The organism is Duganella sp. BJB1802 (assembly GCF_013369445.1).
GTDB lineage: Bacteria > Pseudomonadota > Gammaproteobacteria > Burkholderiales > Burkholderiaceae_D > Rugamonas > Rugamonas vulcania_A.
In genome coordinates, this window is sequence record NZ_JABWEF010000005.1 from 318,116 (window position 1) to 337,283 (window position 19,168).

The 19,168-nt window shown below is 67.8% G+C and carries 18 protein-coding genes and 2 pseudogenes; 13 read left to right on the plus strand and 7 right to left on the minus strand.

Going from position 1 to position 19,168, the window contains the following annotated elements; genetic code table 11:
* Window positions 1-2,302: 2,302 nt before the first annotated feature.
* From HUX88_RS33255 to HUX88_RS11045, 7 genes and pseudogenes are all read left to right on the plus strand, one after another.
* Window positions 2,303-3,496, plus strand: a pseudogene (locus HUX88_RS33255) (Ig-like domain-containing protein); the annotation flags it as partial.
* A 142-nt stretch (window positions 3,497-3,638) separates the two neighbouring features.
* A pseudogene (locus HUX88_RS33260) lies at window positions 3,639-3,755 on the plus strand (hypothetical protein); the annotation flags it as partial.
* Window positions 3,756-3,773: 18 nt separating this feature from the next.
* Window positions 3,774-4,898, plus strand: coding sequence for a hypothetical protein (locus HUX88_RS11025; RefSeq protein ID WP_176361803.1), 1,125 nt, complete (start codon window positions 3,774-3,776; stop codon window positions 4,896-4,898).
* Window positions 4,899-4,942: 44 nt separating this feature from the next.
* The gene (locus HUX88_RS11030) at window positions 4,943-6,469 is read left to right on the plus strand and encodes a TolC family protein (RefSeq protein WP_176361804.1); all 1,527 of its coding nucleotides are present in this window, start codon (window positions 4,943-4,945) and stop codon (window positions 6,467-6,469) included.
* Complete coding sequence (locus HUX88_RS11035; protein WP_217916290.1) at window positions 6,430-7,272, plus strand: efflux RND transporter periplasmic adaptor subunit; 843 nt, start codon at window positions 6,430-6,432, stop codon at window positions 7,270-7,272. Before HUX88_RS11030 ends, HUX88_RS11035 begins: the two co-directional genes overlap by 40 nt.
* 8 nt (window positions 7,273-7,280) lie before the next feature.
* Complete coding sequence (locus tag HUX88_RS11040; RefSeq protein ID WP_176361805.1) at window positions 7,281-8,600, plus strand: efflux RND transporter periplasmic adaptor subunit; 1,320 nt, start codon at window positions 7,281-7,283, stop codon at window positions 8,598-8,600.
* Window positions 8,594-10,711: an HlyD family efflux transporter periplasmic adaptor subunit gene (locus HUX88_RS11045; RefSeq protein WP_176361834.1), complete on the plus strand. Its 2,118-nt coding sequence runs from the start codon at window positions 8,594-8,596 to the stop codon at window positions 10,709-10,711. The genes HUX88_RS11040 and HUX88_RS11045 overlap by 7 nt, the downstream gene beginning before the upstream one ends.
* A 30-nt stretch (window positions 10,712-10,741) precedes the next feature.
* Here the strand turns inward: HUX88_RS11045 and HUX88_RS11050 are convergent, their stop codons facing one another.
* The 5 genes from HUX88_RS11050 to HUX88_RS11070 all read right to left on the minus strand — a co-directional run bounded on the left by HUX88_RS11050 (window position 10,742) and on the right by HUX88_RS11070 (window position 14,088).
* The gene (locus tag HUX88_RS11050; protein ID WP_147330474.1) at window positions 10,742-10,933 is read right to left on the minus strand and encodes a hypothetical protein; all 192 of its coding nucleotides are present in this window, start codon (window positions 10,931-10,933) and stop codon (window positions 10,742-10,744) included.
* A gap of 115 nt (window positions 10,934-11,048) precedes the next feature.
* Complete coding sequence (locus HUX88_RS11055) at window positions 11,049-12,293, minus strand: MFS transporter (RefSeq protein WP_176361806.1); 1,245 nt, start codon at window positions 12,291-12,293, stop codon at window positions 11,049-11,051.
* The gene (locus tag HUX88_RS11060; RefSeq protein WP_161091628.1) at window positions 12,286-12,603 is read right to left on the minus strand and encodes a hypothetical protein; all 318 of its coding nucleotides are present in this window, start codon (window positions 12,601-12,603) and stop codon (window positions 12,286-12,288) included. Before HUX88_RS11060 ends, HUX88_RS11055 begins: the two co-directional genes overlap by 8 nt.
* A gap of 19 nt (window positions 12,604-12,622) precedes the next feature.
* A complete protein-coding gene (locus tag HUX88_RS11065; RefSeq protein ID WP_117009836.1) occupies window positions 12,623-13,177 on the minus strand; it encodes an RNA polymerase sigma factor in 555 nt (184 codons plus the stop codon).
* An 89-nt stretch (window positions 13,178-13,266) separates the two neighbouring features.
* Complete coding sequence (locus HUX88_RS11070; RefSeq protein WP_229219287.1) at window positions 13,267-14,088, minus strand: class I SAM-dependent methyltransferase; 822 nt, start codon at window positions 14,086-14,088, stop codon at window positions 13,267-13,269.
* A gap of 73 nt (window positions 14,089-14,161) precedes the next feature.
* Here HUX88_RS11070 and HUX88_RS11075 point away from each other — a divergent pair, with 73 nt between their 5' ends.
* From HUX88_RS11075 to HUX88_RS11085, 3 genes are all read left to right on the plus strand, one after another.
* A complete protein-coding gene (locus tag HUX88_RS11075) occupies window positions 14,162-14,554 on the plus strand; it encodes a helix-turn-helix domain-containing protein (RefSeq protein WP_176361807.1) in 393 nt (130 codons plus the stop codon).
* Window positions 14,555-14,643: 89 nt separating this feature from the next.
* On the plus strand, window positions 14,644-14,928 hold the full coding sequence (locus tag HUX88_RS11080; protein ID WP_176361808.1) for a type II toxin-antitoxin system Phd/YefM family antitoxin: 285 nt from the start codon (window positions 14,644-14,646) through the stop codon (window positions 14,926-14,928).
* Window positions 14,925-15,251 carry a type II toxin-antitoxin system RelE/ParE family toxin gene (locus HUX88_RS11085; protein ID WP_161098537.1) on the plus strand — a complete coding sequence of 109 codons (327 nt, stop codon included), beginning with the start codon at window positions 14,925-14,927 and terminating at the stop codon, window positions 15,249-15,251. Before HUX88_RS11080 ends, HUX88_RS11085 begins: the two co-directional genes overlap by 4 nt.
* Before the next feature lie 107 nt (window positions 15,252-15,358).
* Here the strand turns inward: HUX88_RS11085 and HUX88_RS11090 are convergent, their stop codons facing one another.
* Window positions 15,359-16,282 (minus strand): LysR family transcriptional regulator, encoded by a 924-nt coding sequence (locus tag HUX88_RS11090; RefSeq protein ID WP_176361809.1) that lies wholly within the window; start codon window positions 16,280-16,282, stop codon window positions 15,359-15,361.
* 125 nt (window positions 16,283-16,407) lie between these two features.
* Between HUX88_RS11090 and HUX88_RS11095 the strand changes: the two genes are divergently transcribed.
* The 3 genes from HUX88_RS11095 (at window position 16,408) to fos (ending at window position 18,390) form a co-directional block, all read left to right on the plus strand.
* Entirely contained in the window at window positions 16,408-17,160 is a 753-nt protein-coding gene (locus HUX88_RS11095; protein ID WP_176361836.1) for an SDR family oxidoreductase, read from the plus strand.
* 95 nt (window positions 17,161-17,255) lie between these two features.
* A complete protein-coding gene (locus tag HUX88_RS11100) occupies window positions 17,256-17,939 on the plus strand; it encodes a glutathione S-transferase family protein (protein ID WP_217916291.1) in 684 nt (227 codons plus the stop codon).
* Window positions 17,940-17,979: 40 nt separating this feature from the next.
* The gene (gene fos, locus HUX88_RS11105; protein ID WP_176361810.1) at window positions 17,980-18,390 is read left to right on the plus strand and encodes a fosfomycin resistance glutathione transferase; all 411 of its coding nucleotides are present in this window, start codon (window positions 17,980-17,982) and stop codon (window positions 18,388-18,390) included.
* On the opposite strand, the gene HUX88_RS11110 is transcribed toward fos, so the two are convergent.
* On the minus strand, window positions 18,363-19,166 hold the full coding sequence (locus tag HUX88_RS11110; protein ID WP_176361811.1) for an alpha/beta fold hydrolase: 804 nt from the start codon (window positions 19,164-19,166) through the stop codon (window positions 18,363-18,365). The two genes, fos and HUX88_RS11110, sit on opposite strands and share 28 nt — an antisense overlap.
* Window positions 19,167-19,168: the final 2 nt, after the last annotated feature.

Sequence of the window (19,168 nt, forward strand, 5' to 3'; positions counted from 1 at the left end):
CGACGGCGCCAGCATGGGCAACATCGCCGGCAGCTACAACAGCGGCAGCGGCGTGCTGACGCTCACCTCCAGCGGCGCCACGGCCACGCTGGCGCAGTGGCAGGCGGCGCTGCGCGCGGTGAAATACACCGACACTGCCATCACGCCGAACACGGCCACGCGCACTATCAGCATCCAGGCCACCGATGGCAACGGCCAGGGCAGCGCCGCCGTGGCGCGCACCGTCACGGTGGCGGCCACCGACCAGACGCCGATCGCCACCGCCAGCGGCGGCGGCACGGTCTACAGCGGCGGCGACGGCGTCGCCGGCACGCCGGTGGTGGTGGACGGCGGCATCACCCTATCCGACCTGGACAACACGACGCTGGCCAGCGCCACGGTGGCGGTCACCGGCAACTTCCGCGCCGGCGAGGACGTGCTGGCGTTCAGCAATGTCAACGCCGCGCTGTATGGCAACATCGTCGCCAGCTACAACAGCGGCAGCGGGGTGCTGACGATGACCTCGTCCGGCGCCACCGCCACGCTGGCGCAGTGGCAGGCCGCGCTGCGGGCGGTGCGCTACAGCGACAGCGCCGTCGTGCCGAACGCGGCCACGCGCACGGTGAGCTTCACCGTCGACGACGGCACCAAGAGCAGCGCCACCGTCACCCGCGCGGTGACGGTGGCCGCCGCCGCGCAGACGCCGGTGCTGACCGTCAGCGGCGGCAGCGCCGCCTTCACCGCCGGCGACAACGGGCCGGCCACGCCGGTGGCGCTCGACGGCGGCCTGACCTTGTCCGATCTCGACAGCGCGACGCTGGCCAGTGCCACGGTGGCCATCACCGGTAATTTCCGCGCGGGCGAGGACAGCCTGGCGTTCAGCAACGGCAACGCCACGCTGTACGGCAATATCGGCGCCAGCTACAACAATGCGACCGGCGTGCTGACGATGAGTTCGGCCGGCGCCACGGCCACGCTGGCGCAATGGCAGGCGGCGCTGCGCGCGGTGACCTACAGCGACAGCGCGGTCTCGCCCGACACTTCCACGCGCACCGTGAGCCTGGCCGTCAGCGACGGCGGCAGGACCAGCGCCAGCGTGACGCGCACCGTGACCGTCGGCGCCACCGACCAGACGCCGATCATCGTGGGAAGCGGCGGCGGCACGGCCTACGCCGGCGCCGACGGCGTCGCCGGCATGCCGGTGGTGGTGGATGGCGGCCTCACGCTGTCGGACCTGGACAACACGACGCTGGCCAGCGCCACGGTGGCGATCACCGGCAACTTCCAGGCCGGCGAGGACGTGCTGGCCTTCAGCAACGGCAACGCCGCGCTGTTCGGCAATATCGCCGGCAGCTACAACGGCGCGACCGGCGTGCTGACGATGACCTCGTCCGGCGCGACGGCGACGCTGGCGCAGTGGCAGGCCGCGCTGCGGACGGTGAGCTACGGCGACAGCGCCGTCGTGCCGAACACGGCCACGCGCACGGTGAGCTTCGCCGTCAACGACGGCAGCAAGACCAGCGCCGCCGCCACCCGCGCGGTGACGGTGACGGCGCCGGACCAGACGCCGGACCTCGCCGGCTCGGCCGGCAGCGCGCACTTCACGGCGGGCGACGGCGTGCCGGCCGCGCCGGTGGCGGTGGACGCGGGCCTGACGGTCGGCGACCGCGACAACACGACGCTGGCCGGCGCCACGGTGGCCATCACCGGCAATTTCCGCGCGGGCGAGGATGTGCTGGCGTTCACCAACAACAGCGCCGCCACGTTCGGCAACATCACGGCCAGCTACGCGCCGGCCACCGGCGTGCTGACGCTGGCCTCGTCCGGCGCCACGGCCACGCTGGCGCAGTGGCAGGCCGCGCTGCGCGCCGTCACCTACACCGACAGCGCCGACACGCCCAACCTGGCCAGCCGCACGGTGAGCGTGACGGTGTCGGACGGCAGCAAGAGCAGCGTCACCGTGTCGCGCGGCGTGACGCTGGCGCTGCCGGACTACACGCCGGTGGTGGTCGCCAGCGGCGGCCAGGCCCGGTTCCTCGTGGGTGCAGGCGCGGCGGTGGTGGACGCCGGCCTGCAAGTGTCGGACCGCGACAGCGCCACGCTGGCCGGCGCCACGGTCGCCATCAGCGGCAACTTCCACGCGGGGCAGGATGTGCTGGCCTTCGTGAACAACAACACCACGCGCTACGGCAATATCGCGGCCAGCTACAACGGCGCCACCGGCGTGTTGAGCCTCACTTCCAGCGGCGCCACGGCCACTGTGGCGCAATGGCAGGCGGCGCTGCGCTCGGTGAGCTACGCCAACAGCGCCGGCTTGCCGGACATGGCGGCGCGCACGGTGAGCTTCAGCGTCAACGACGGCGGGCGCAGCAGCCAGCTGGCCACGCACGACGTGCAGCTGGCCTTGCCCGCGCCGCAGATCGCCGGCCTGGCCGCCGGCAGCGACAGCGGCGCCAGCGCCAGCGACGGCGTCACCTCGCAAACCCGGCCCACCGTCGGCGGCACGGCGCTGGCCGGCGCGCTGGTCACGGTCTCGGTGGACGGCGCGGTGGCCGGCACCGCCGTGGCCGACGGCGGCGGCGCGTGGAGCTACACCTTCACCAACGCGCTCGTCGACGGCACGCACAGCGTGACCGCCACCATCGGCAGCGGCGGCTTCGACAGCCCCGCGTCGGGCGCGCTCACGCTGGTGATCGACACGCAGGCGCCGGTCAGCCCGGCCGATATCCGTCTCAGCGGCGGTGCGCGGCCCGTGGTCAGCGGCACGGCCGAGGCCGGCAGCACCATCGCGGTGTTCCTCGACGGCGTGGAAGCGGGCAGGACGCAGACCGACGCCCACGGCGCCTGGAGCTGGCAGTCCGGCACGGCGCTGGCCGACGGGCAGCACAGCGTGCGCGCCGTGTCGACCGACCTGGCGGGCAACGCCGGCGCGGCCTCGTCTACGCTCGATTTCGTGGTGGACACCAGGGTGCCACCGCCGCCTGCGCCCACGCTGGGCCTGGCGCCCGGCTCGGACAGCGGTAGCAGCGCCAGCGATGGCCTGACCAGGGAGACTCATCCCACCGTCGGCGGCACGGCGCAGGCCGGCAGCACGGTGGCGGTGTCGGTTGACGGCGTGCTGGCCGGCACGGCCAGCGTCGGCACCGATGGCGGCTGGAGCTACAAATTCGATGGCGCCCTGGCCGATGGCGCGCACACCATCACGGCCGTGGCCTCGAACGCGGGGGGCCCCGGCGCGGCATCGGCCGGGTTGAGCCTGGTTATCGACACGGCCGCTCCCGCCGCGCCGGTCGTCGCCGGCATGGGGGGCGATGTGGCCCAGCCGCAGGTCACCGGCAGCGCCGAGGCCCTCAGCACGGTGATCGTCTACGTGGACAATGTGCAGGCCGGCACGGTTCAGGCGGATGCCGGCGGCAGCTGGAGTTATCGGCTGTCCGCCAAACTGGCCGACGGCGGCACACCGTGCGCCACGGCCGGCGACGCGGCCGGCAATATGGGCGCGTCGTCGGCGGCGCAGCTGACGGCCGATTACGGCGCCGCCCGCCGTGCCGGCCGGACTGGCGCTGGCGGCAGGCTCGACACGGGCGCCAGCGGCAGCGACGGCGTGACCGGCCACGCGCCAGCCGCTGATCCAGGGCACGGCCAAGGCGGGCAGCCTCGTGACGGTCAGCATAGACGGCATCGCGCTGGGCAGCACTGTGGCCGACGCGCAGGGCGCGTGGAGCTGGCGTCCGGGCGCCGCGTTGGCCGACGGCCCGCATCGCGTGACGGCGGCTGCGACCAATGGGGCGGGCGTGAGCAGCGCGGACTCGGCGCCGCTGCTGGTCACCATCGACAGCGGCGCGCCGCAGCTGGTGGCGATCAACGCGCTCGACGCGGCGTCGGCCAAGGCGGGCGGCTTGCGTTATGAAGTGCAGTTCTCCGAACAGGTGCGGCTGGCGGCCGATGCGTTCGGCGTCGCGCTCGGCGGCGGGGCGCAGGCCAGCATCGCGTCCATCGTGGCGAGCGGGGAGGGGCGCTATGTCGTGCAGCTCAACGCCAGCGGCGAAGGCAGCGTGGCGTTGACCTTGCGTCAGGGCGGCGCCAGCGATCTGGCCGGCAATGTGCTGGCGCAGGGCGGCAGTGGCCGCGCGTACCAGTTGCAGGCGGCGACGCCGACGCCCACGCCCACGCCGATACCGACGCCCGCGCCATTGCCGACACCGACGCCCGCGCCGCTGCCGCCGTCGCTCGATCCCATGCCGTCGCCGCCATCGCCGGCGCTCGGCTCCATGCCGACCCTCGATAGGCCGACGACCGCGCCGAACGTTTCGACTCCGGTCCTCAGCACCGTGGCCGCCGTCGGACCTCCGGGAAGCGGCGGCTTTGTGGCCGCAGGGCAGTCTCCAACACCTGTCCCGGCGCTGCCTGCTTGGGGTGTGGACCGATTTGCCGGCAACGGCGTGGCCGACGTCTTCGCCGGCATCGGCGGGCGCGAGGCCCAGGACATGGGCGCCCGCGAGGTGGAAGCCGGCCGTTCCTTCGCATTGCGCCTGCCCGCGCAGATCGGCCAGCCGCTGCAGCTTCGTCTCAGCGATGGCCGGCCTGTGCCGGCCTGGATCCGCTTCGATCCCGAGACGGGCGCCATCACCGGCGCGGTGCCGCCGGGCTGGAAGGACGAACTGACGCTGGAAGTGCGAAGCCGGGATGCCGGCGGCCGCGAACAGCTCAGCCATCTGCGCCTGCGCGCCGCCGACGCGAGCGAGGCGAAGGCCGCCGACGGCAAGCCGGCCCCCGCCAAGGAGGCCAAGGCGCACCCCGCCAAACCGGCGAAACCGGCGCCGGCCAAGGCGGCCTTCAACGACCAGATGCGCCAGTACGGCAAGGACGGCTTCGAGCAGCAACTGGCCTCCTGGCTGGAAGGCAAGGGCCACGCATGATCGCACCACAGACCAGGAATCAGACCCACTATCAGGAAAATCGCATGGATCAACAAGCTACATTTACGCCGGCCGCAGGCCGCAACCGTTGGGCGGCGGTGGCCGCGGCTCTTGTGCTGAGCGGCTGCGCCGTCACGTCCGCCCCGTTGACCGTCGGCGAGCGCCAGGCCACGCTGGGCGCGGACCGCGCGGCGATGCTGGTCGGCCAGGAAGCGCTGAGCGGCCCGGTCAGCCTGCAGGAAGCCATGGCGCGCGCCCTCAAGTACAACCTCGACTACCGCGTCAAGATGATGGAAGAGGCGCTGGCACAGCGCCAGCTCGACCTGTCGCACCTCGATATGCTGCCCAAGCTGGCCGCCGGCGCCGGCTTCACGGCGCGCAGCCGCGACCTGGCCTCGTCGTCGCAGAACGTGGCCACCGGCACGCAGTCGCTGGTGCCGTCCATCTCGACCGAGAAACAGCAGCACACGGGCGACCTGAGCCTGAGCTGGAATGTGCTCGACTTCGGCGTCAGCTACTACAGCGCGCAGCAGCAGTCCGACCGCGTGCTGATCCTGCAGCAGCGCCAGCGCAAGGTGGCGCAGCAGCTGATGCAGCAGGTGCGCGAAGTGTGGTGGCAGGCGGTGGGCGCGCAGCGCCTGCAGGACCGCATTGATGCGCTGCTCAAGGAGACCGAGGCGGCGCTGGCCGATGCGCGCCAGGTGGAGCAGCAGAAGCTGCGCTCGCCGCTGGAGGCGCTGAACTACCGCCGCCAGCTGCTGGACGTGGTCCGCCAGATGGGCATCGCCCGCAACAACCTGGCGCAGGCCAAGCCGCGCCTGGCCGCGTTGATGAACCTGCCCGCCGGCCAGGACTTCCAGGTGGCGGTGCCGGCCGACATGCCGGTGCCCGCGCTGGGCCTGGACCTGGAGCGGATGGAGGACATGGCCTTGCTGAACCGTCCCGAGCTGGCCGAGGCGCGCTACATGGAACGCATCGGCGCGCTGGAGACGCGCAAGGCCATGGCGCGGCTGATGCCGGGCCTGGAGTTCAGCGTCGGCCAGCGCTATGACAGCAACAAGTTCCTGGTCAACCATTCGTGGAGCGACGCCGGCCTGCGCGTGAGCTGGAACCTGCTCAACCTGTTCAACGCCGGCACCATCAAGGGCAGCGCCCAGGCCCAGCTCGACCTGGCCAAGGCCCAGCGCCTGGCGCTGAACATGGCCGTGCTGACTCAGGTGCACGTGGCCTACCTCGATCTGCAGGGACGCAGCCGCCAGTTCGCGCTGGAGCAGGAATTGAGCGACGTCGAGCAGCGCATCTTCGAACAGAACCGCAACGCCAGCGCCAGCGGCGCCCAGGGCCGCCTGCCCGCCATCCTGGCCGACGCCAACGCCGTGTTCTCCTCGCTGCGGCTGTACCAGAGCTATGGCGATCTGCAGAACGCCTACGGCTCGCTGGGCGCCAGCCTGGGCATCGATCCCTTGCCGGACAGTGCCGCCAGCCACGGGCTGCCGGCGTTGGCCGCCGCGTTCGCCGGCGCGGAAACCCAGTGGCAGGCCAAGGTGTCGGCCGCCAGGGCGGCGCAATGATGCGGCCGGCCTTGATGGCGCTGGCCTGCGCGTTGGCCGGACCGGCGCTGGCCGCGCCGGCGGGCGCGCAGGCGCCAGCACGCGCAGCGGCTCCGTCGCCGGCATCGGCGCCGGCACCGGCAATGGCAACAGCACCGGCGGCGCCCGGCGACGGTCGCGTGCGCGTGCAGATGATGTCGCGCCAGGCGGTCACGCTGTCGGGCGAGGTGGCGGCGCGCATCGCCGCCTTGCCGGTGGCCGAGGGCGGCAGCTTCAAACGCGGCCAGACGCTGGTGGAATTCGATTGCGGCACCTACCGCGCCCAGCTCAACAAGGCCCAGGCCACGCTGGAGGCGGCCAACCGCCTGGCCGAGGTGAACAGCCAGCTGGCCAAGCTGAATTCGGCCGGCAGCCTGGAGGTGGCGCAGGCCCAGGGCCGCGCCAAGGAGGCGGCGGCCGAAGCGAACTACATGCAGACCGTGGTCGGCAAATGCGTCATCGCCGCGCCGTTCGCGGGACGGGTGGCGCGCCGCGTGGCGGCCGTGCACCAGTACGTCAATCCGGGCAATCCGGTGCTCGACATCGTCGACGCCGGGCCGCTGGAATTGCGCATGCTGCTGCCGTCCAAATGGCTGGCCGGCATGAAGCCGGGCAGCCGCTTCACGGTGGTGGTCGACGAGCTTGGCGCCAGCTTCCCGGCCCGCATCGAACGCCTGGGCGCGCAGATCGATCCGGTCAGCCAGTCGATTCCGGCGGTGGGCGTGATCGACGGCGGCGCCGCCGCGCTGCTGCCCGGCATGAGCGGCTGGGCCAGCTTCAAATAGGAGACCTCATGGCGCATGCCGATGGAAGCCGCGAACTGGCGGCGCTGATCGCCCTCATGCATCGGGCGCGGGCGGCCGGCGACGCGGCTGAGCTGGGCTTTGTGATCGTCAACGAAAGCCAGCAGATGCTGGCCTACCGCCAGGCGGCGCTGTGGCGCGAAGGCCTGCAACGGCAGGTGGGTGCGCTGTCCGGCCTGTCCGAGCTGGAACCGACCGCGCCCTATGTGCAATGGCTGGGCGGGCTGTTTCGCCACCTGGCCGCGCAGCCGGGGCCGGACTGCCGGCTGTTGAGCCCCGATCAACTGCCCGCCGCCTTGGCCGACGACTGGGCATCCTGGCTGCCGGAGCAGGTGCTGTGGCTGCGCCTGGGCGACCAGGGCGCGCTGCTGCTGGCGCGCGCCGAGGCCTGGAGCGCCTACGAACAAAAGCTGGCGCAGGAACTGGCGCACTGCTACGGCCACGCGCTGACGCTGTTCGCGCCGCGCCGCGACCTGCGCCAGCTGGCCTGGGACTGGCTCAAGCCGGGACCGCGCCAGCGCAAGCTGCTGCTGGCCTTGGTGTTGCTGGCCTGCGTGCCGGTGCGCCTGAGCGTGCTGGCGCGCGGCGAGGTGGTGCCGCGCGATCCCTTGCTGTTGCGGGCGCCGTTGTCGGGCGTGATCGCCAGCATCGCCGTGCAGCCGAACCAGCGCGTGGCCAAGGGCGCGCCGCTGTTCGCGCGGGACGCGACCCAGCTCTCCGGCCAGTACGCGCTGGCCAGCCGCGAGCGCGACGCGGCCCAGGAAAGCTACCGCGTCAGCGCCCAGCTGGCCGTGACCGACGACAAGGGCCGGCTGGCGATGGCGCAGGAGCGCGCCCGCCTCGAAGAAAAAAGCATCGCCGCCGACTACAGCGGCCGCGAGCTGCAGCGCCTGCAGGTGACGGCGCCGCAGGCCGGCGTGGTGGTGTTCTCCGACCGCAACGACTGGCAGGGCAAGGCCGTGGCGGTGGGCGAGAAGGTGATGACGCTGGCCGATCCGGCCCAGGTGGAGCTGGCCGCGTGGCTGCCTGCCGCCGAGGCGATCGACGTGGCGCCGGGCGCGCGCATCGTGCTGTATCCCAACGGCGACCCCACCGCCACCCACGAGGCCGAAGTGCTGCGCGTGGCGTACAAGGCGGAAGCGGCGGAGGGCGGCCTGCTGGCCTACCGCCTGCAGGCGCGCTTTGTCGAGCGCGTGCCGCCGCGCCTCGGGCAGATGGGCACGGCCAAGGTGTATGGCGACTGGGTGCCGCTGGCGTACTACGTGCTGCGCCGGCCGCTGACGGCGGCGCGCCAGTGGCTGGGATGGTAGGCGTGGAAGCGCGCGCCTTGCCCGTCCTGCGCCAGGAGCTGAGCCTTCATCCGGGGCCGGTGCAGGCCGACGGCTCGCCCAGCTGGACCTTGCACGATCCCAGCGTCAACCGCTTCTACCAGCTGGGCTGGGCCAGCTTCGAGATCCTGCAGCGCTGGCACCTGGGCAGCGCCGAACGCATCCTGGCCGCGCTGCGCGCCGAGACCACCTTGCAACTGGCGCCGGACGACATCGACGCGGTGCTGGCCTTCCTCGGACGGCACGAGCTGCTGGTGGCCGCCACGGCCGAACAGGGCGCCCAGCTGTGGCGCCGGCGCCAGGCGGGCCGGCCAAGCCGCGCCATGTGGCTGCTGAAAAACTACCTGTTCTTCCGCGTCCCGCTGCTGCGGCCGGAGGCGCTGCTGCAAGCGCTGCTGCCTTACTGCGCCTGGCTGTTCCGGCCGCGCTTCTGGTGGGCCATGGGCGGCGCGCTGCTGCTGGCGCTGGGCCTGCTGTCGCGCCGCTGGGACGAATTCACGCACACATTTTCCAATTACGGCGGCTGGACCGCCGCGCTCGGCGTGGGCGCCGCGCTCAGCCTGGCCAAGGTGCTGCACGAACTGGGGCATGCGCTGACGGCGCGCCGCTTCGGCTGCCGCGTGCCGGCCATGGGCGTGGCCTTCCTGGTGATGATGCCGGTCCTGTACACCGACACCAACGAGGCGTGGAAGCTGCGTTCGCGCCGCCAGCGCCTGCTGATCGGCGGCGCCGGCATGCTGGCCGAGCTGGCGCTGGCGGTGTGCGCCACGCTGCTGTGGTGCGTGCTGCCGGACGGGCCGCTGCGGGCCGGCGCCTTCCTGCTCGCGTCCACCACCTGGCTGGCGACGCTGGCGGTCAACGCCAGTCCCTTCATGCGCTTCGACGGCTACTTCCTGCTGGCCGACTACGTGGGCCTGCCCAACCTGCACAGCCGCGCGTTCGCGCTGGCGCTGTGGAGGCTGCGGCGGTGGCTGCTGGGCCTGGACGATCCCGCGCCGGAACACTTCCCGGCCGCGACCCGGCGCAAGCTGATCCTGTTCGCCTGGGCCACCTGGCTGTACCGCCTGGTGCTGTTCCTGTCGATCGCGCTGCTGGTCTACCACCTGTTCTTCAAGGCGCTCGGCATCCTGATGCTGTTCGTGGAACTGGGCTGGTTCATCGCGCGTCCCATCGTGGGCGAGTTGATGCTGTGGTGGCGCCGCCGCGCCGAGCTGCGCTGGTGCCGCGCCAGCCGCCGCAGCGCGCTGCTGCTGGCCTTGCTGGCGGGCTGGCTGGTCCTGCCGTGGCAGGCCGACGTGGCGGCGCCCGCCGTGCTGGGCGCACGCCAGTCGCAGGGCTTGTACGCGCCCGCCGTGGCCGAGGTGGAAGCGGTCTGGGTGCGCGCCGGCCAGCAGGTGCGCGCCGGGCAGGTGCTGGCCCGCCTGCGCTCGCCCGTGCTGGCGACGCAGCTGGCGCAGGCCGAGGCGCGCGAGCGCCAGCTGGGCTGGATGGCGCAGCAGCAGGCTTTCCACAGCGATCTGCAGCAGCAGGGCGCGGTGCTGCAGCGGCAGTGGCTGGCCGCGCGCGAGCAGGTCGACAGCCTGCGCCGGCAGCAAGCCAGGCTGACGCTGCAGGCGCCGTTCGACGGCCGCGTGGCGGAGCTGAGCGAGGCGCTGCGCGCCGGCACGGTGATCGCGGAAGGGGAACATCTGCTCGACGTGCTGGGGCCGCGCGGCGCGCGCGGCGAGGCCTTCGTCGGCGAGGCGCAGCTGGGCGCGTTGAAGGGCGGCGCGACGGCGCGCTTCGTGGCCGATGGCGGCCAGCACAGGGCGGTGCAATGCAGGGTGGGGGCGGTCGACGATTTGAACCTGCCGCTGCTGGACCAGCCTTTGCTGGCGTCGGTCCATGGCGGTCCGCTGGCGGTCGAGGCGCGCGAGCGGGGATTGGTGCCCTTGTCGGCGCTGTTCCGCGTGCGGCTCGACGACTGCGACAGCGGCGAGGCGCCGGCGCGCGAAATGGCCGGCGTGGCGCGGCTGCAAGGCGAACGCCGGAGCCTGCTGGGCGAGGGCTGGCAACGCCTGTTGGCGTTGCTGCGCAAGGAAGGGGGCTTGTGAGGCCGGGTGAGCGACAGGCCCCTCCGGCGCTTACTGCGCTGGCTGTTCTCCGCGCAACTTGTCCAGCATTTGCAAGGTCGTCGGCAGCAGGTTCATGATGCCGTGGTAGGCGCAGTATTCACAAAATGCTTCTTCCGGACTCATGGCGGTGATGCTGGCGTCCGAGTGGCCGCGGCGGCGCAGTGCGCGTAAGCAGGCTGCGTCCATATTCCTGGCGTTCATGCGCTGATTCCCTTTCGATTTATATGGTTGGAGGGTGGTACCAGCGCAATTATATGCCCAAAATAGTTCCGTGTGGCAACTAAATTGGGTTTTCTTAATTATCGGAAGCAATATGCTATGAGGCCGCCGGCTGCGGCATGGCGGCCGCCCGGGTGTCGCGGTGCAGGCGCCACAACAGGGCCAGGCCGACCAGCGAGGTGCCGACCATCACGTAGCCGATGTGATTGAAGTGCCGCAGCTGGCCGCTGGCGCTCTGCGTGACGATGTGGCCGGCCACCACCGAGGCCAGGCCGCCCGACAGCTGCTGCACCGAGGCGCTGATGGCGTTGAACGAGCCGCGCTGGGTCTGCGCCGGCACCGTCGAGACGATGGCCTGGAACGGGATCATGCGCGAGAAGATGCCGATGAACATCACCGTGTTGATGACGATGAGCACCGGCAGCGAGGTCGGGCCCAGGTTGGTGTAGATCAGCACCATGGTGATGGTCAGCGCGGTGCCGAACATGAACACGCGGAACTTGCCGACCGCGTCGGCCACCTTGCCGATCAACGGGCCGATGAAGATGGTGCACAGGCCGGTGATCAGGTAGACCGTCGGCAGGTGCTGCAGGTCGATGCCCAGGTTGTTGACCACGTAGGCGCTGCTGAACGGCATCAGCATGAAGCCGCCGGTGGTCAGCAGCGCGGTGGTGGCGAAGGCCAGCAGGTAGCGCCGCTCGCTGACCGTGTGGAACAAGTGCATCCAGGCGCTGTGCTCCTGCGGCTTGCCGAGGTGGGCATCGACCGGCTGCAGGCGCCACGCCACCAGCAGGCCGCCGGCCAGCCCGAGGGCGGCCATGGCGGTGAACGGCACGTGCCAGTTCCACTGGTTGGACAGGTAGATGCCGACCGGGATGCCCAGCACTTGGCTGGCGGCGAAGGCGGTCTGGATCAGGCCCATGACGCGGCCGCGCTGCTGCGGCAGGAACAGGTCGGTGGCGATCGCCAGCACGACCGAGCCGATCACGCCGCCGAACAGGCCGGTGACGATGCGCGCCGCCAGCAGCGATTCGTAACTCTGCGCCAGGCCGCACCACAGCGTGCCCAGCACGAAGCCGGCGTAGAAGAACAGCAGCAGCTTCTTGCGGTCGAAGCGGTCGGCGAAACCGGCCGTCAGCAGGCCGGAGGCGGCCGCGCTGAAGGCGTAGGCCGAGACCACCAGCCCGAATTGTTGGGGGCCGATGTGCAGGGCCGGCATGATGACCGCGCCCAGCGGCGACATCAGCATGAAATCGAGGATGACGGCGAACTGCAGGAAGGCCAGCATCGCCACCACGGTTTTTTGATAGCCGGTGAACGGCGTCGGTACGGGTTTAGTCATGTGTCGGTTCTTTATTGGGACGGCAATAGGCGCTGCGGTCCTTGTGGAATTGTGCGCGCTCTTCGGGCGTCATGGCCTGCCAGCGCTGCCAGCGTTCGCGTCCGCCGTGGAAGCCGCCGCCGTGGCGCCCGCGGAAGCCGCCGAACAGAATCCGGCATAGTACCAGCAGGCCGAGCGCGCGCCAGTAATCGATTTGCATGCTGCCGGCGAACACCCCGGGCATGACCCAGTTCCACAGCATCATCACGACCCAGGCCAGCAAGGCCACCCCCAGCAGGATCATGGGCAGGAACAGCAGCTTTCTTTTCATTTCAAATTCTCCTTTCGTTTCATTCGTTGTCGTACAGGGTTTGCAAGCGCGTGCGCAGGTACAGGACCGCGTAGCGTTTGCGCGCCAACAGGGTGTTGATCGATACGCCGCTTTGCGCGGCCATTTCCTTGAAGCTGGCGCCGTCCAGCTCGTGCGCGACGAACACCTCGCGCTGATTGGCCGGCAATTCCTCCAGCGCCGTTTGCAGTTCCTTCAGCAGCGTGGCGCGGGCGTAGGCGTCTTCCGGGCTGCCGTCCACCGACGGCAGCAGCAGGTCCAGGCGGCAGTCGTCGCCGTCGTCGTCGCAACCCAGGTCGTCGAGGCGCACTTCCTTTTTTTTGCGGAAGCGGTCGATGATGCGGTTGCGCGCCACCCGGAACAGCCAGGCGCTGGCCTGCTCGATCGGCTCCGGCAGGCGGTAGGCCTGGACGAATTCGTAGAACACGTCCTGCAGGATGTCGTCCGCGTCGGTCGGGTCGCTGACGCGGCGCCGGATAAAATTCCCGAGGCGCGAGCGCTCGCGCAGCACGGTCGCGGCGATGTCCTGTTCGGTGGTTGAATTCGGTGGTGTCATGTCGTTGTAGACGGCCCACGGCTGCGCTTATTGTGGCAAATTGCAATTTATTTCGCTGCGGACGTTATACAGCAAAGCCCGCCCGCCGCCTATCGGCGCGCGCCGGCGCGGATGTCCCACAGGGCGGCGGTGTAGCGCACCCGGTCGCCGTGCACGAAGGGCTCGAAGGCGGGGCGGACGACGGCGGCCACTTGCTGGCGGGTGGCCTCGTCCGCCGTTTGCAGCAGCCTGCCGACGGGGCCCATGTGGGTGATGTAGTGGAGCAGGTCCGGCTCGGGGAAGCTGCAGGCGACGTCGAGCGGCGCGATGCCGATGTCGCGCCAGCCGCTTTGTTCCAGTATCGCCTGCACGCGGTCGCGGTTGGCGAAACCGAACTGGCCCGGCTCGTCCGGCACGCGCACGGGCAGCTGGGGCAGCAGGGCGGCCGCGCTTTGCTCGGCGGCGGTCATGAAGGGATTGTCTTCCGGGCCGCGCCAGGCGATGCAGCGCAGCGTGCCGCCGTCGCGCGTGGCCAGGCGCAGCGCGCTGAACGCGGTGACGGGGTCGTCGAAGAACATCACGCCGAAGCGGGAGATGATGGCGTCGAAGCTGGCCGGTTCGAAGGCGTGGCGCTGGGCGTCGGCCTCGATGAAGGTGGCGCTGGAGCCGGTCTGCGCGGCGCGGTCGCGGGCGGCGGCGATCATCGGGCCGGAGATGTCGATGCCGGTGCAGCGGCTGTCCGCGCCCAGGCGGCGGGCGGCGGCCAGCGTGGTGGCGCCGGTGCCGCAGCCCACGTCCAGCAGGCTTTGCGTGGCGGGCGGGATGGCTTGCGTCAGCAGATCTTCGATGGGCTGGAACATGTGGTCGAGCAGGGCTTGCGCGGCGACCCAGGTGTTGCCGCCGGCGCCTTGCCATAGTGAGCTTTGCTTCATGGTTGGTCCTTACGCTTGTCGTGGAAATGGGGAAGTGCTACTGTGCCACTTCAAGTCAACTTGAGGTCAAGCGATGGCGGGCATGGACATAGCCGAAGTGGTGCGGATCTCGGGCATGCCCGCGTCCACCTTGCGATTTTACGAGGAAAAGGGGTTGATCTCCTCAATTGGCAGGCACGGCCTGCGCCGCATCTTCGACGCGGGCGTGGTCGAGCGGCTGGCCTTGATCGCGCTGGGCCGCGCCTCGGGCTTTTCGCTGGACGAGATCGCGGGCATGTTCGGCGCCGACGGCGACCTGCGTATCGACCGCCACCTGCTGAGCGCCAAGGCGGACGATCTGGACCGCACCATCAAGAAACTCACCACCATGCGCGACGGCCTGCGGCACGCGGCGGTGTGCAAGGCCGCCAGCCACATGGAATGCCCGACGTTCCGCCGGATCTTGCGGATCACGGCCAGGAAGTAGAAAAGTGGTCGAGGTGGCCCTGCTTAACCCGGTACTTAATCTGGCTTGCTCGTGCTAGCATGTTCCTCACCAATTCGTCGGAGGCACGTATGAAGTTTTCGAATATACAACCAATCAGCTTCTTGAAAACTAACACGAGCGATGTGGTGAAGCAGGCTCAGGAAACTCAGGAACCAGTGGCAATCACGGTGAACGGCAAAGTTCAAGCGATTGTTCAAGACCCTTCGAGCTATCAGAAGACTCAAGATCAGCTGACCATGCTTCGTATCCTTGCTCATGGGCGAAAGCAGGTTGAAGAAGGTAAGGTTACCGACCATGATGATTTCTTTGCTCAGCTTGAAGCGGAAGACAACGAAATTCATTCGCCAAAATGAAAATCGTTTGGACGGATTCGGCTAAAACAGATCTGATAGACATCCGTGACTTCTTAAGGAGTTCTGAGTCTGTTCAATTTGCTGCCAAAGTCACGAAAGAAATCCGTGATGAGGTTGCCACTCTCAAAAAGTGGCCGAAGCACAAAGGGACGTATGTGAAGGAGCTTGAGGAGCTTAATCTTCCCCAGTATCGTCAACTTCTCGCGGGGCAGCACCGCATCATATTTGAACGTGGCGACAATGAAACTTGTTACATTCATCTTGTTTGCCATACGAGCCGCGACCTTGAGACTATGTTGCGTCGCCGCTTGCTTGGTAGCTGAAGCCACCTGCTGACCGCCAAGACGGCGGCGCAGACAAGTGTCCAATCCCTGCGTCGGCTTATTTGGCGTGCTTGAATCGATTTCAAATGTAAAAAATTTTCAACCGCTCAGCGTGTCCAATCCTTGAGGGTCGGAAAAGGGGTGTGGCTGTTCAAGGCTGGAATCCTGGAAAGCACCTCGGCCATGAAGTCCATAAACACGATCGCCCGCGTGGGGAGCAGTCTGTTCGCGACGTAGACGATCTGCACCGGGGCCGGTGGAACAGCGTGGTCGGTCAGGATAAGCTCCACCCGGCCGCTGTTCAGCCCGTCCTCAAACAGCCACGCAGGTCCATGTCCCACGCCCAATCCTGCCGAGACCGCAGCGCTCACCGCGTCGGGAGAGTTCACTCTCAGCCTGCCGGAGACCGGAATTTCAGCGTCCCGGAAGCGCCAAGACGCCCCCGATGATAGCAAGGTATAGATGACGCAGTCGTGGTCGCTCAGGTCTTCCGGTGTCTGCGGGGTTCCGCGTTTGGCCAGGTAGTCCTTGCTGGCCACGAAGACGCGGTCGTACCATCCAATAGGTCGCGCGCGCAGGGCGCTGTCTTCCAGATGTCCGATGCGGATGGCGAGTTCGGTACCCTCATTGACCAGGTCCACGTAGCGATCGTTAAGTTGCAGGTCCAGCGTCAACCGGGGATACCGCTGCAGAAACGTCGGCACCTGCGGCAATACGAACGCGTGTGCGAACGCTGTCGGGCACGCTACACGCAAGAGCCCCGATGGTTCGACGTTGTTCTTGAAGGATGATTCGGATTCATCCACCGCATCCAGGATGCGCCGGATGTCCGCATAGTAGCGTTCACCCTCCGGCGTCAAAAACAGCTTGCGCGTTGACCGGTGAAGCAGGCGTGTCTGCAAATGATCTTCCAGCGCCGCCACATAGCGACTCACATTGGGCTGTCCCAGGCCCAAATCGCGTCCCGCAGCTGAAAAGCTTCCGGTTTCCACCGCGCGCGCGAAGCATGTCATCAAAAGAAATCGGTCCATACCGTCACCTTATTCATGCGAAATTCGCATGGATTATATGTAAAAGTCCAATCTTATCTCAATTTGAGTATGAGTGCATGATGCTCCATATCGACCAGGTCGGTCGTCAATCACAGGAGAAATCAATGTCGCGCTTACAAGGTAAACGTACCCTCATCACAGGCGGCACCACTGGCATCGGGCTGGAAACCGCAAAGCAGTTTCTGGCGGAAGGCGCCCGCGTCATCGTCACGGGCGTCAATCCCGAGTCGATCGCAAAAGCTCAGGCGATACTGGGACCCGAAGTTCCGGTGCTGCGCGCCGACTCGGCCAGCGTTGCGGCACAAAAGGAGCTGGCACAAGCTGTCAAGGATCACTACGGCCAACTGGACGTTGCCTTCCTCAATGCCGGCGTATCTGTCTGGCAGCCCATCGAAGCATGGACGGAAGAGATGTTCGACCGCTCTTTTGACATCAACGTCAAGGGCCCTTACTTCCTGATGCAGGCACTGCTCCCGGTGTTCGCGAATCCCGCTTCCGTCGTGCTCACCACCTCCGTCAGCGCGCATGCCGGCGCAGACCGTTCGTCCGTGTATGCGGCCACGAAGGCTGCGTTCCTGAATATGTCGAAGACCCTTTCGACTGAATTATTGGGACGCGGCATCCGTGTCAACGCGGTCAGTCCTGGACCGGTCGAGACGCCGCTGTACGACAAGCTCGGGATTCCAGACGCGTATCGAGATCAGCTCAATAAAGAAATCGCGGCGAGCATTCCGTTTGGCCGCTTCGGTACGTCGGACGAGGTGGCCAAGGCTGTGCTGTATCTCGCTTCCGACGAGTCGCGCTGGACGTTGGGCACTGAAATCGTGGTTGACGGCGGCCGTCTGCTGAACGGCTAAGCGGCGGCACTTCGTTCAAGCAGAGGAAGCAGTGGCGTGTCGACTTGCCGCGCCCCTGTTTCCTTCCCCTCAGCCATGCAGAATCCGACATCACTATGACCGTACTTACCCTGATAAGCCACCCGCTGTGCCCCTTCGTCCAGCGCGCTGCCATCGTTCTTCTTGAGAAGGGCGTTGCATTCGACAGGATAGACATCGATTTGTCCGCGAAGCCGGACTGGTTCCTGGCCCTTTCGCCGACAGGCAAGGTGCCCGTGCTCAAGGTGCCTCAGCCCAATGCGGCCGACGCGATACTTTTCGAAAGCGTGGTCATCTGCGAGTACATCAACGAAACCCAAGGCGGCGCGCCCATATACCCCGTGGATGCGCTGCTTCGCGCCCAGCACCGTGCATGGATCGAGTTTGCTACCCAGACATTCGCAGACGGCTGGCAGTTCCTGCACGCCCGCGACGCTTCAACCGCCGATGCCAGGCGCACGGCATTTCGCGAACGGCTCCGAAAACTGGAGTCGGCTATCGGTGAAGGGCCATTTTTTGCCGGCGCTGCCTTTGGCATGGTCGATGCGGTGTACGCGCCTCTTTTCCGTTACTTCGGAATCATCGATGCGACGGTCGCGCATCGGATCTTCGACGACCTTCCGCGTATTTCGAACTGGCGCACGGCGCTTGAGGCGCGCGCAAGCGTGAGGGATGCCGTAGTCGAAGACTATGCCGATCTTTTCCTGGCGCATCTCCGCCAAAATCATTCGCAGGTGATGTCACCGCTGCCGCCTGTTTGATAAGATAACATTTTCATGGCCCTGCCGAACGAGGTCTTTTGTGCTAAACGGTTTTAATCATTTGACTCTCGCCGTCTCCGACCTAGAGAGAAGCCTGGACTTTTATTCGTGCCTTCTGAATTTTCGGCTGGCGGCCACTTGGGACTCGGGAGCCTACCTCGCTCTTGGAGAACTTTGGCTGTGCCTGTCGTTGGACAAGGGGAGCGGCGGGCAGGGCGGGGCCACCTACACCCATTACGCATTTTCTATCCAGCAGTCGGACTTCCCGGCGTTCAGGCAAAGGCTCAAGAATAGCGGGGTGACCGAATGGCAGCCGAATCGCAGCGAAGGCGATTCGTTCTATTTCCTGGACCCGGACGGCCATCAATTGGAAGCGCATGTGGGCTCGCTGAGCTCCCGGCTGGCGCAATGTAAAGCCAAGCCCTACAAGGGCATGCGGTTCTTCGACTGACCGCAGCCGCTGGCGGCAGCGGCTTTGCCGATAAAATCGGCAACCTCTCGCGGGTGCGACATCAACGACATATGGCTGGACTTGAGCGTCAGCGTCCGTGCATTCAACTGGGCTGCGAGCTGTCGCTGCACAGCGGGCGGTAGCGCATGGTCGTCCGATGTGATCAGGTACCACGCCGGCTTGTCATGCCACGCCGCGTGTGTGACCGCGTCCGTGAACGACCGCGCCGCGATAGGCTTCCCGACCGCCGCCAGCACCTGCGCGGTGGCCGGTGGCAGATCGCTCGCCATCACCTTGCGGAACACCGCCGCGTTGTCCAGCCAGATCAAGCCGTTGGCGTCGGGCTGCATGCCTTCCATGGGCGACTTGAGGCGCTGCAGCATGTCCGCTGCCGATTCGCCGTTGTCCGGCACCATCGCCGATAGGTACACCACGCCTTTCACGGCAGGCGTATTGGCCGCCTCCGTTGCGACCACGCCTGCCCACGAGTGCCCGACCAGAATGACATCGCCCGATTGGCGCTCGATGACGCGGCGCGTCGCTGCGACGTCGTCGGCCAGCGAGGTCAAAGGCAGCTGAACGGCGCTGACGTGAAAGCCTTTTTTCTGCAGAAGCGGAATGATCCTGCTCCAGCTTGAGCCGTCGGCAAACGCGCCATGGACCAGCACAACATTGGGAACGACAGGCGCCGCTTGCGCGGCCAGCAGCGGCATAAGAGACAGCGCCCAAGCCATCCGCAGGCGGAACCGGCGGAACAAACCGGAGAGATTCACCATGG

Coding starts and splice junctions, on each gene's coding strand:
- HUX88_RS11070 (WP_229219287.1), bottom strand. CDS start 14,088: ATGAAGCAAAGCTCACTATGGCAAGGCGCCGGCGGCAACACCTGGGTC.
- HUX88_RS11095 (WP_176361836.1), top strand. CDS start 16,408: ATGTCGCGCTTACAAGGTAAACGTACCCTCATCACAGGCGGCACCACT.
- HUX88_RS11110 (WP_176361811.1), bottom strand. CDS start 19,166: ATGGTGAATCTCTCCGGTTTGTTCCGCCGGTTCCGCCTGCGGATGGCT.
- HUX88_RS11085 (WP_161098537.1), top strand. CDS start 14,925: ATGAAAATCGTTTGGACGGATTCGGCTAAAACAGATCTGATAGACATC.
- HUX88_RS11030 (WP_176361804.1), top strand. CDS start 4,943: ATGGATCAACAAGCTACATTTACGCCGGCCGCAGGCCGCAACCGTTGG.
- HUX88_RS11065 (WP_117009836.1), bottom strand. CDS start 13,177: ATGACACCACCGAATTCAACCACCGAACAGGACATCGCCGCGACCGTG.
- HUX88_RS11055 (WP_176361806.1), bottom strand. CDS start 12,293: ATGACTAAACCCGTACCGACGCCGTTCACCGGCTATCAAAAAACCGTG.
- HUX88_RS11075 (WP_176361807.1), top strand. CDS start 14,162: ATGGCGGGCATGGACATAGCCGAAGTGGTGCGGATCTCGGGCATGCCC.
- HUX88_RS11060 (WP_161091628.1), bottom strand. CDS start 12,603: ATGAAAAGAAAGCTGCTGTTCCTGCCCATGATCCTGCTGGGGGTGGCC.
- HUX88_RS11090 (WP_176361809.1), bottom strand. CDS start 16,282: ATGGACCGATTTCTTTTGATGACATGCTTCGCGCGCGCGGTGGAAACC.
- HUX88_RS11050 (WP_147330474.1), bottom strand. CDS start 10,933: ATGAACGCCAGGAATATGGACGCAGCCTGCTTACGCGCACTGCGCCGC.
- HUX88_RS11040 (WP_176361805.1), top strand. CDS start 7,281: ATGGCGCATGCCGATGGAAGCCGCGAACTGGCGGCGCTGATCGCCCTC.
- HUX88_RS11080 (WP_176361808.1), top strand. CDS start 14,644: ATGAAGTTTTCGAATATACAACCAATCAGCTTCTTGAAAACTAACACG.
- HUX88_RS11045 (WP_176361834.1), top strand. CDS start 8,594: ATGGTAGGCGTGGAAGCGCGCGCCTTGCCCGTCCTGCGCCAGGAGCTG.
- HUX88_RS11100 (WP_217916291.1), top strand. CDS start 17,256: ATGACCGTACTTACCCTGATAAGCCACCCGCTGTGCCCCTTCGTCCAG.